This is a genomic window from Amycolatopsis arida (genome assembly GCF_900115565.1).
GTDB classification, from domain to species: domain Bacteria; phylum Actinomycetota; class Actinomycetes; order Mycobacteriales; family Pseudonocardiaceae; genus Yuhushiella; species Yuhushiella arida.
Window position 1 is genome coordinate 712,833 of record NZ_FOWW01000001.1, and the last position, 10,428, is coordinate 723,260.

The following is a 10,428-nucleotide window of genomic DNA, read 5'->3' on the forward strand; positions in this document are numbered from 1 at the left end:
GTGGTGGCCCGGCTCAGCCGTCGAGGTGCGTGGCCAGGCGGTCGAGGAAGGGGCGCTGGCTGGCGAGGATCTTCCGGTGCGCGTCCGGCAGCGCGAACCACCCGACCCGGTCCAGCTCGGGGAACTCCTGCCGCCGGCCGGACCGCGGCGGCCACTCCATCTCGAACGTCCCCGGTACGACGCTCGCGGGGTCGAGGTCGCCCTCGACGGCCCAGACCGTCACCACCTTGCCACCGGACTGCCGCACCGTGCCGAGGTCCACGGCCGGCCCCGGCGGCACCGGCACGCCCAACTCCTCGGTGAACTCGCGGCGCGCCGCCGCCTCCGGCTCCTCGTCCGGCCCGTACTCGCCCTTGGGCACCGTCCAGCCGCCGTCGTCGCGGCGCGCCCAGAACGGCCCGCCCATGTGCCCGAGGAGCACCTCGGCCCCGTCACCGACCCTGCGGAACAGCAGGATTCCCGCGCTGCGTGTGCCCGCCACCCGCACAGTCTGGCGCACACCGCGGGAGCACCGGCGACGGCCACCTGTCCCAACCACGGCCGCGACGGGTTACGTTCATAGCAGGTAACCGACAGGGTCACCCGGCACCGCCGGGGAGGGAGGTGGCACGGATGACGCCCCAGCCGTGTGTGCTGCTCAAGTACGGCGAGCTGGCGCTGAAGGGCCGCAACCGCGGCCGTTTCGAGCGACATCTGCTGCGCAACCTCGAGCACGCCGTGTCCACCGACGCCGCCCCCGCCCGCGTCTGGCGCCGCGAGGGCGTGCTGGTGGTGCTGTCCGACCTGCCCCAGGACGAGCTGGTGGCCCGCGCCCGCGAGGTGATCGGGATCAGCCTGGTGCAGCCGGCGCTGCGGGTCGCCAGGAACCCGCGGGCCGCGGCGGCCGGCGCGCTGCGGCTGCTGCGCGACCGGTTCGGCTCGCCGGACTCGGCCGAGCCGCGGCGGTTCGCGATACGCGCCCGGCGCCGCAGCAAGCGCTTCCCGATGAACTCCGAGCAGCTCGCCGCGGCCGTGGGCCAGCGGGTGTGCGAGGAGTGGGGCTGGCCAGTCGACCTGAGCCACCCCGAGGTGGAGATCGCGGTGGAGGTCGACGAGCGCGAGGTGTTCGTCGCGCTCGATCGCCACCGCGGCCAGGGTGGGCTGCCGGTGGGCTCCAGTGGGCGGGTGCTGGCCCTGCTGTCCGGCGGGTACGACTCGCCGGTCGCCGCCTACCGCGCCATGCGGCGGGGACTGCGCTGCGACTTCGTCCACTTCACCGGCGCCCCCTACACCGACCCCTCGTCCACCTACAAGGCCTACGCCCTGGTCCGCCAGCTCGACCGGTTCCAGGGCGACTCGCAGTTGCACGTGGTGCCGATCGGCACCGCGCAGCGGGAGCTGGCCACCGCCGGCGCCGGGCAGCTGCAGATCGTGGCGCAGCGCCGGCTGATGGTGCGCGTCGCCGAGGCGCTGGCCCTGCGGCTCGGCGCGCAGGCGCTGGTCTCCGGCGACAGCCTGGGCCAGGTCGCCAGCCAGACGCTGAGCAACCTCGTCACCGTCGAGCGGGCGGCGTCCTCCCTCCCGCTGCTGCGCCCGCTGCTGGCGTGGGACAAGGACGAGATCATGGCCGAGTCGCGCCGGCTGGGCCTCGCCGACATCTCCACGCTGCCCGACGAGGACTGCTGCCAGCTGCTCACCCCGCCGAACGTCGCCACCCGGACCACCGCCGACGAGCTCGCGCACGTGGAGGGCCGGCTGGACCTCGACGAGTTGGTGGACAAGCTGCTGGCCAACGCCCAGGTGCACTGCCCCGCGGCCGACCCGCGCACCCCGTGACCGAGCCGGGAGCTGGCCGCTGACGAAGCGCCGCTGGCCGAGCACGGAGACCACCGCCACCGAGTTGGGCTGACCGGGCGTACGGCATCCGGGGTTTACGACGTCGCCGGGGCGGGAATATCGGCGGGTGGACGCGTGTTGGTCACCTTGTTGCCCGGCCGGCGACGGTGAGTCCGCGTGGAACCTGTACCGCGGATCCCGGCATGGGGGACGAGTACACATCCGCGAGCGATCAGGCGCTCGCCACCCCACGTCGCCACTCGGCGACGGAATCCGCCAGGAAGGAGGGCGGTACGACCATGGACGACATCGAATGGCAGCACCGCGCCGCCTGCCGGGACGAGGACCCCGAGCTGTTCTTCCCCGTGTCCGACATGGGCCCGGGCGCCCGGCAGACCGCGCAGGCGAAGGCGGTGTGCGCCCGTTGCCCGGCGCGCATCGAGTGCCTGGAGTACGCGCTGGACAACGGGCTCGACTTCGGCGTGTTCGGCGGCACCACCGAACGCGAGCGCCGCGCCCTCAAACGGCAGCGCCAGCTCGGGAGCCGGCCCAACGCGGCATGAACGAACTCACGACCGACCGCCAGGCCCGGTGACGCGCACCGCGTCACCGGGCCGCTGTCGCTCCAGGCCCGTGGTCAGCGCCCGGTAGTCAGCGTGGTCAGCGTGGTCAGTGGGAGCTGGTGGCGAGCCCGGCGGTCGCCATGATGTGCTCCACCAACGTGATCAGCACCTGCTTGGTGGAGTCCCGGTCGCGCACGTCGCAGAGCAGCAGCGGCACCCCGTGGTCGACGTCCAGCGCCGCGCGCACCTCCTCGGTCCCGTACCGGTAGGCGCCGTCGAAGCAGTTGACCCCCACCACGAACGGCAACCCGCGCCGCTCGAAGAAGTCCACCGCGGGAAAGCAGCTCTCCAGCCGCCGGGTGTCGGCCAGCACGACGGCGCCGAGCGCGCCGTGCGCGAGCTCGTCCCACATGAACCAGAACCGGTCCTGCCCCGGGGTGCCGAACAGGTACAGGATCAGCTCGGGGTTGATGGTGATCCGGCCGAAGTCCAGCGCCACCGTGGTGGTGGTCTTCTGCTCCACGCCGGCGAGGTCGTCCACCCCTTCCGACGCCGCCGTCAGCACCTCCTCGGTGCGCAGCGGCGGCACCTCGCTCACCGATCCGACCATCGTGGTCTTGCCGACCCCGAAGCCGCCGGCGATGAGCAGCTTCACCGCCCGCGCGGCGAGCCGCTGCCGGGGATCAGAGTTTCCGGATTCCATCGAGAACCGCCTGCAGTACGTGTTGGTCGGGGGCTTCGGTCGCCGGAGCCGCTCTCCGGAAGATCACGTAGTTCTGCTCGATCAAATCACTGAGCAGCACCTTCACCACGGGCAGGGGCAGGTCGATGCGCGCGGCCACCTCGGCGACCGACATCGGTCGCTGGCACAGCCGCACGATCCGCGCGTACTCGGGTGCCATCCCGGCCGCCTCGGTCACCGACGGCAGCGCGACCACCAGCGTCATCAGGTCAAGGCCGACGCTGTCCGTCCGAGTGCGGCCGCCCGTCACCGCGTACGGCCGGACCAGTGGGCCGGCCGCCTCGTCGAACCACGCCTCGTCCCGCCCGGTCATGGCGAGCGGCGCTCCGGGCACTCGGTGGCGCGCGCGAACGCCCCCTCCTCGCTGGCGCTCGTCGGCGACGTTCGCCGCGCGGCCGTGGTGACCGGTTCGCTCGCGAGCTCGTTCACTGGTGCACCTCCCGCAGGTCGCCGGAGGTTTCCCCGACGGCGGTGCGTGGCGCCGCGGACAGCGCCGCGCCCACGCGCTTCACCAGCAGGTTCATCGCGTAGGCCACCATGCCCATGTCGGCGTCGGCCGAGGTGAGCAACGCCAGGCAGGCGCCCTGGCCGGCCGCGGTGACGAAGAGGTAGGAGTGCTCCATCTCCACGACCGTCTGGCGCACCCGCCCGCCGCCGAAGTGCCGGCCGGTCCCACGCGCCAGGCTCTGGAACGCGGACGCCACCGCGGAAAGGTGCTCACCGTCCGCTCGGACAGATTGCTCGAGCGGCCGATCAGCAGCCCGTCGGCCGACAGCACGACGGCTTTCTGCGCGCCGGCGACCCGCTTCACCAGATCGTCGAGCAGCCAGTCGAGCTCGTTGACTCCCGTGTTGGCCATGGCGTTCATTCTCCAGAGGGAAGGTCGAGGTGGCCGGGGTCGGACTCCCGGGCCTGCCGGGTGCCGCGCTGGAAGGCGGCGAGCCGGTGCCGGGCCTGCTCGGGCGAGTCCGACATCGGCACGTCGGTCTGCTCGGCGGTGGGGTCGTCCTCGCGCAGCTGCGGGACGAGGTTCTGCTGGCGCCGCCGCCGCGGCAGCGGCGGGCGGCCCGGCGCCATCGGCCCACCGGCCTGCGCCGGCCCCGCCTCGCCCGGCCGCGGCTCCCGCGGTGGCCGCCCGTCCTGGCCCGGTCCCGGCTCGTGCGGCGGTCGCTCGTGCGTCGGTCGGGAGTCCGGGTGGGCGCGGGGGCCCCGAGGGGGTCGGGAGGGTGGTGCCCCCGGTGCCTGGCCGGCGGAGGCGTCCCGCGCGAGCTCGCGCGGCTGGGCGTTCCGCTGCGGCAGTGACTCCCGGGCTGGTTCCCGAGCTGGCTCCCGGACTGGGACGTCCCGGGGCGGCACCGGCGGCACCGGTTGGCCGTCCCGCGGTGGCTGGGCCTCGCGGAGCGAGTGGGCCGAGTGGGTCGAGTGGGTCGAGTGGGCCGAGTGGGCGCCGCGCCGCGAGAGGTCCTGCCGCGTCGGAGCGTCCTGGTGGACCTCCTGCGGCGGGTGGAACATGTCCACCCGACGCCGCGGCGGCAACCCACCGCCCACCGGCACCCCGTTGGCGGGCTCGGTCTCGGCCGGCCCCGCGCCGGGCTCCGGCGGGCGGTGCCGCCCACCCGGCCCCTGCTGGGCGGGCACGGCGTCCTCGGCCGGCTCGTCCTCGGGTCCCGGCAGCGGGCTCAGCAGGTCCGACCGGACGAGCACGATCGCCCGCACGCCGCCATAGGCCGACTCGCGCAGCGTCACGGTGACCCCGTGCTTGGCGGCCAGCCGGGCCACCACGAACAGGCCGAGTCGCGGCTCCTCGGACAGCGCCATGAGGCTGAAGTCGGGCGGGTCCTGGAGCAACGCGTTGAGCCGGTCGGCCTGCTCCGGCTCGATCCCGAGCCCCTGGTCCTCGACCTCGATGACCACGCCGCGGCCGACCACGTCGCCGCGGATCTCCACCCGGGACTGCGGCGGGGAGAACGACGCGGCGTTGTCGATCAGCTCGGCGAGCAGGTGCACGAGGTCGCCGACCACCGGGCCGGCCACCGCCAGCGCCGGCAGCTTGCCCACGCTGACCCGCTTGTAGTCCTCGGTCTCGGCGGTCGCGCCGCGCACCACCTCGGCCAGCGCCACCGGGTTGCGCCACTGCCGGCCCGGCTGCCCGCCGCCGAGGATGATCAGGTTCTCGGCGTTGCGCCGGGCACGGGTGGACAGGTGGTCGAGCTGGAACAGCACGTCGAGCTGGTCCGGGTCCTCCTGCTTGCGCTCGGCCTGGTCCAGCGCCTGCAGTTGCCGGTGCACGATCACCTGGCTGCGGTGGGCGATGTTGAGGAAGACGTTCTTCGTGCCCTCCCGGGTCCTGGCCTCCTCGACGGCGGCGGCGACCGCGGTCTGCTGGGCCTTGTTGAACGCGTCGGCCACCTGCCCGATCTCGTCGTCGCCGTGGTCGAGCAGCGACACCTCCTCGTCGAGATCGACCCGCTCGCCCGAACGCACCCGGCCGACCAGCTCCGGCAGCCGCTCGTCGGCGAGGTCCAGGGTCTCCTCGCGCAGCCGCTCGAGCCGGCGCACCAAACGGTTGGACAGCCGCCACGCGACGACGAACACACCGACGGCGACGAGCAGCGCCACCAGGCCACCGATGATCGACGTGACGAGGGTCTGCTCGCCCTCGTCGAGGGCCACCTCGGTGGCGTTGGAGCTCTGCTCGATGTAGAGACCCATGAGCGCGGCGCCGACCTCGCGGGCGGCCGACCGCCACTGCTCGGGGGACACCGGAAGCTGGTCCTGGTTGCCGCGCAGGAAGGCGTTCTCCACGGCGGCGACGGTCCGCCACGCGTCACTGGCCAGCAGGGCGTCGTACTTCGCCCGGACCGACGGGATCATCTCCGGGGCGGCGCGTTCGAGACCGGAGTGGTAGGCACCGATCTGCGCGACGTAGGTGCGGAACTCGGCGTCGGAGAGGCCACCTCCGGCGACACCGGCCGCGGCGAGCGCGTCCCCACGCGACATCGCGTCGGCGCTGGTGAACAGCGGCATCGCGGTCATCCGCAGGTACGCGGTCTCGGCGTCCGGCGCGTTCTGCGCGACCCCGTTCAGTCCCTCGGCGAACTGGTCGATGATCCGGTTGTAGAAGTCGTAGGCCTCCTGCAACGACGGCGCCCCGGAGTCCACCCGGTCGCGGAACTGCGGCAGCCGGCCGAGCATCGCGGTCGCCTCGGTGATGTTGGTCCGCACGTTGTCCGGGGCGTCGTCCACCATCGCCCGCAGATCGGCGCCAATCCGCTCGGCGGCGGCGTCGGTCTTGATCCGCTGCGGCTCCAGCTCGAGCCGGTTGCCGCCGCGGCTGGCCAGGTCCTGCAGCGTGAGCCGGCGTTCCTCGCGGACGGCGGCGAAGAACTGCATGCCGGGCTCGGCGGCGTCGTGCACCTTGTTCGCGAAGTCCCGTGCCTGCGCGGCCTGGTACACCAGGTAGCCGGCCAGCACCAGGCCGGCGAGCAGCAGCGCGACGCTGGGCACGAACGCGATCGCGAGCACGCTGGACCGGATGGACGAACGCCCGGCCCGTAACCCGAACATCTTCTTCAACGCGGTACTGGCCCTTCCAGCGATGGTCGTGACGATTGAGGGGCCCCCGCACACCCGATTGTTGCTTCCGCCGGAACAGCGATGCGCCTCCCCGCTTCGCGGCACGCAGAGTATGCATTGGGACAAACATGAGTCAACTTCACTACTCCGTCCGGCCCAGGGTGAGGCCCGCCCGCCGGCGGACGGACACGCTGTGACGTGGACCGGTCCGCGCCGCGAGATCCGCGTCACGCCGACCGCGAGCCAGGTCACAGTGCGAGAAATCGATGTCTCCGCTATGCGCACCCGCTCGGTGAGGTGTCCACAATGGGAAATCAATGGGGGGCGGCAATTCACCAACGGGACGTCAATTGCCGAGAACGCTGATCATGGTGGCACATTTCGCGCCGCCAGGGGGCCGGTATTGGCAACCACCTCGGCGTGGCGGCGCCGGTGCGGGACCGGGTGGGCAGTTCGGGGCGGGCCGGAAGGTCAGCCGAGTGCCGCCGCCGGAAGGTCCCGCCGCCGACCCACCGGCCAGGAACGCGGCTCCGCCCCGAGCGCCACCAGTTCCCGCACCTGCTCGGCACACCACGGCGACACGGCCAGCTCCCCGGAGAGCACCTGGTCGCTCACCGCCGTCCAGCTCATCCACCGGTACGCGGCGACCTCGGCGGGGTCGGGCCGCGGCTCGGCGTCGGTGCGCGCGACGAACACCGGGCACATCTCGTTCTCCACGATCCCGTTCGCCATCACCGCCCGGTACCGGAACCGCGGCAGCACCAGGTCCACCCGCCCGACCACCAGCCCGAGCTCCTCGCGCAGCCGGCGCCGCACGCTGTCCACCAGGTCCTCCCCCGGCCCGGGATGCCCGCAGCAGGAGTTCGTCCACACGCCGGGCCACGTGCGTTTGCCGTGCGCCCGCTGGGTCAGCAACAGCTCGCCGCTCGAGTTCATCGCGTAGCAGGAGAAGGCCAGGTGCAGTGGCGTGTCGGTGGTGTGCACGGTCGCCTTGTCGGCCACCCCGACCGCGTGCCCGGCCTCGTCCAGCAGCACCACGCGCTCCATCGACATCCCCACCTTCACCGCGCCCCGTCCGATCGCACCGCTCCGTCCGGTCGCACCGCCTCGACCCGGACGGCGACACCGCCACTCGGGTACATCGCGGTCAGCCCGGCCGGCCGCTCCGGAGCCGAGACCAACCGCAGGTCGGTGCGGCGCACGAGCAGCGCCAGCGTCGCCACCACCTCGGCCGTCGCCAGCGGCGCCCCGACGCACCGGCGGAAACCGGTCCCGAACGGAAGGTACTCGTACGGGCTCGGCGCGCGGTACCCCGGACGCTCGCGGTCCCACCGTTCGGGGAGGAACCGGTAGGGGTCGGCCCACCGCCGCGGGTCGGTGTGCGTGACGTACTGGCTGAAGATCACGTAGCTGCCGGTCCGCACACGGTGGCCGGCGAACCCGAAGTCGGCCACCGCGGTGCGGCCGCCCACGATGGCCGGCGGGTACAGCCGCAGCGTCTCGTCCACCACCCAGCCCAGGTACCGCAGCCGGCGGGCGCCGGCCGCGGTGACCGGCCCGTCCCCGAACACCTCGGCCACCTCGGCGCGGGCCCGCTCCCACACCCCGGGGGTGACCAGCGCCGCGTAGACCGCCCAGCCGAGCGCGGCGCTGGTGGTGTCGTAGCTGGCCACGACGAGGCTCACCACCGCGTCCCGCAACTCGGCCGGGGTGAGCCGCCCGCCCTCGGGCTCCCCGGCGGCGAGCAGCATCCCCAGCAGGTCCTCCCCCGGCTCGGCCGCCCGCCGCCGGCGGGCGATCTCGGCGAACACCCGCTCGTCCACGCCCGCCAGCCCGGCGCGGGCCCTGCGGCGCACCGGGTTCGGCACCGCCTGCAGCGCCAGCTGGCGGGCGAACGGCGCGTTGAGCAGGCCCAGCGCCGGCCCCAGGTCCCGGCCGAGCCGGTCGGCGTCGGCGGCGAGCACCGGCCCGAAGAACGCCTCGACCGTGGTGCGCCGGATGGCCGCGCGGAACGCGTCGTAGAGCCGCACCGGCTGGCCGACCCGCCACGCGTCGACCACCACCGCGGCGTTGCGCAGCATCACGTCGACGTAGCCGTCGATCCTGGCCTTCTGGAACGCCGGTTGGGTGATCGCCCGCCGGCGGCGGTGCCCCTCGCCGTCGCTGACCAGCAACGCGGTCTCCCCGCTCACTGGCCGCAGCATCCGGTAGCCGCCCCGCCAGCTGAACAGGCTGGGGTTGCGGAACACGAACTCGTTGGCCTCGGCGCCGAGCAGGAACACCATGCCCAGCCGGCCGGGCGGCCCGAGGAAGAACACGTCCCCGTACCGCTCGCGGGCCCGCACCAGCGCCTCGGTCGGGGTGCGCTGGAAGTCACGGCCGAAGCGCAGCAGCGCCACCGGGTCAACCGGCCCTGGCCGCCGGCCCATCCTGCTCACCTCCCCGGCCCGCCCGGTGCGGGTGGAACGTCACCCGCGCCCCGCGCGACGGGACCAGCGTGACGTGCCGCGGCCGGGCCCGCTCGGGCGCACCGGCGCGGCGCAGCTCACCCCGCCGCAACACGGTCCGCACCACCACGGCCATCTCCCGCTGGGCGAACTCCGCCCCGACGCACCGGCGCACCCCGCCGCCGAACGGCAGCCACGGCTGGTGGCCGTCGGACTTGCGCAGCCAGCGCTCCGGCCGGAACTCGGCCGGCCGCTCGTAGTGGTCGGCCGAGAGGTGCACCACGCCGACCGACGGGGTGACCATGGTCCCTTCCGGCAGCAGGTAGCCGCCGAGCTCGACCGGCTCGGTGAGCCGGCGCGGCGAGATCTCGAAGAAGATCGGCCGCAGCCGCAGGCTCTCCCGGATCGCCGCGTCCAGGTAGGCGTCGTCCTCGACCAGCCCGCGCTGGATCTCCGGGTGGCCGGTGATGCACTCGAACGCCCACGCCAGCGCGGTCGCGGTGGTCTCGTACCCGGCGATCAGCAGGGTGACCAGGTGGTCGCGCACCGCGACGTCGGTCAGCTCGCCGGCGGACTCGCGCAGCAGCACCGAGAGCACGTCGGCCCGCTCGGCCAGCGCGGGGTCGGCCCCGCGGTCCCGCACCTCGGCCATCAGCAACGCCTCCAGCTCGGCGAACATCCGCCGGTGCCGGCGCCACGGCCCGATCCTGGCCAGCAGCGGCCACTTCCAGCCGATCATCTCCGACGCCCCCATCTCCAGGACGTCGGTGAGCAGCACCCGCAGCCGGTCCCGCCGCGTCCCGGCCTCGGTGCCGAGCACCACCCGCACGATCACCTCGATGGTGATCCGCCGCATGAAGGGGTGCAGCGAGAACGGACGGCCGACCGGCCACCCGCGCACGCTCTCGGCGGCGATGGCCGCGATCGCGTCGAGGTAGCCGCGCATGGTGTCGCCGCGGAACGGGCGCATCATCGGCCGGCGCTGCCGCTGGTGGTCGTCCTCGTCCAGGGCGAGCAGGGAGTGCTCGCCGAGCATCGACCCGAGCGCCGTGGCGATGCCCTCACCGGCGTGGAACACCTTCGGGTCGCCCTTGAACACCCGGCGGATGTCGGCGGGGTCGGCGACGTGCACCCGCACGCCGTAGGGCAGCGCGCGCACCCGGAAGGTGGGGCCGTACCGGCGCCGGCACGCGGTGAGGAACCGCTCGGGATGCCGCCACAGCAGGTAGGTCTGGACCAGGGTGGGCAGGGCGGGGCCCGGTGGCAGGGAAGTCTCACCCATCGC

General features: G+C 73.7%; 9 protein-coding genes and 1 pseudogene. 2 read left to right on the forward strand and 8 right to left on the reverse strand.

All coding sequences use genetic code 11. The annotated features are described in order from the left end of the window. Window positions 1-13: 13 nt before the first annotated feature. Window positions 14-481 (reverse strand): NUDIX hydrolase, encoded by a 468-nt coding sequence (locus BM051_RS03350; protein ID WP_092528472.1) that lies wholly within the window; start codon window positions 479-481, stop codon window positions 14-16. Between the two features lie 131 nt (window positions 482-612). Between BM051_RS03350 and thiI the strand changes: the two genes are divergently transcribed. Both thiI and BM051_RS03360 read left to right on the forward strand, forming a co-directional pair. Then, complete coding sequence (gene thiI, locus BM051_RS03355) at window positions 613-1,815, forward strand: tRNA uracil 4-sulfurtransferase ThiI (protein ID WP_092527682.1); 1,203 nt, start codon at window positions 613-615, stop codon at window positions 1,813-1,815. 299 nt (window positions 1,816-2,114) lie between these two features. After that, complete coding sequence (locus BM051_RS03360) at window positions 2,115-2,378, forward strand: WhiB family transcriptional regulator (protein WP_092527685.1); 264 nt, start codon at window positions 2,115-2,117, stop codon at window positions 2,376-2,378. A gap of 106 nt (window positions 2,379-2,484) precedes the next feature. Here BM051_RS03360 and BM051_RS03365 read toward each other — a convergent pair whose 3' ends face one another. The 7 genes and pseudogenes from BM051_RS03365 to BM051_RS03395 form a co-directional block, all read right to left on the reverse strand. Beyond that, complete coding sequence (locus BM051_RS03365) at window positions 2,485-3,081, reverse strand: GTP-binding protein (RefSeq protein WP_092527688.1); 597 nt, start codon at window positions 3,079-3,081, stop codon at window positions 2,485-2,487. After that, window positions 3,062-3,433: a DUF742 domain-containing protein gene (locus tag BM051_RS03370; protein ID WP_092528474.1), complete on the reverse strand. Its 372-nt coding sequence runs from the start codon at window positions 3,431-3,433 to the stop codon at window positions 3,062-3,064. The genes BM051_RS03365 and BM051_RS03370 overlap by 20 nt, the downstream gene beginning before the upstream one ends. 112 nt (window positions 3,434-3,545) lie before the next feature. Continuing rightward, window positions 3,546-3,979 (reverse strand): annotated as a pseudogene (locus BM051_RS03375) (roadblock/LC7 domain-containing protein). Between the two features lie 5 nt (window positions 3,980-3,984). After that, window positions 3,985-6,687, reverse strand: coding sequence for a sensor histidine kinase (locus tag BM051_RS03380; protein ID WP_177216879.1), 2,703 nt, complete (start codon window positions 6,685-6,687; stop codon window positions 3,985-3,987). 480 nt (window positions 6,688-7,167) lie between these two features. Continuing rightward, window positions 7,168-7,743 carry an isopentenyl-diphosphate Delta-isomerase gene (gene idi / locus BM051_RS03385; protein WP_092528478.1) on the reverse strand — a complete coding sequence of 192 codons (576 nt, stop codon included), beginning with the start codon at window positions 7,741-7,743 and terminating at the stop codon, window positions 7,168-7,170. Window positions 7,744-7,757: 14 nt separating this feature from the next. Next, window positions 7,758-9,125, reverse strand: coding sequence for a cytochrome P450 (locus BM051_RS03390; protein WP_092527691.1), 1,368 nt, complete (start codon window positions 9,123-9,125; stop codon window positions 7,758-7,760). Beyond that, complete coding sequence (locus BM051_RS03395) at window positions 9,100-10,425, reverse strand: cytochrome P450 (RefSeq protein ID WP_092527694.1); 1,326 nt, start codon at window positions 10,423-10,425, stop codon at window positions 9,100-9,102. The genes BM051_RS03390 and BM051_RS03395 overlap by 26 nt, the downstream gene beginning before the upstream one ends. Window positions 10,426-10,428: the final 3 nt, after the last annotated feature.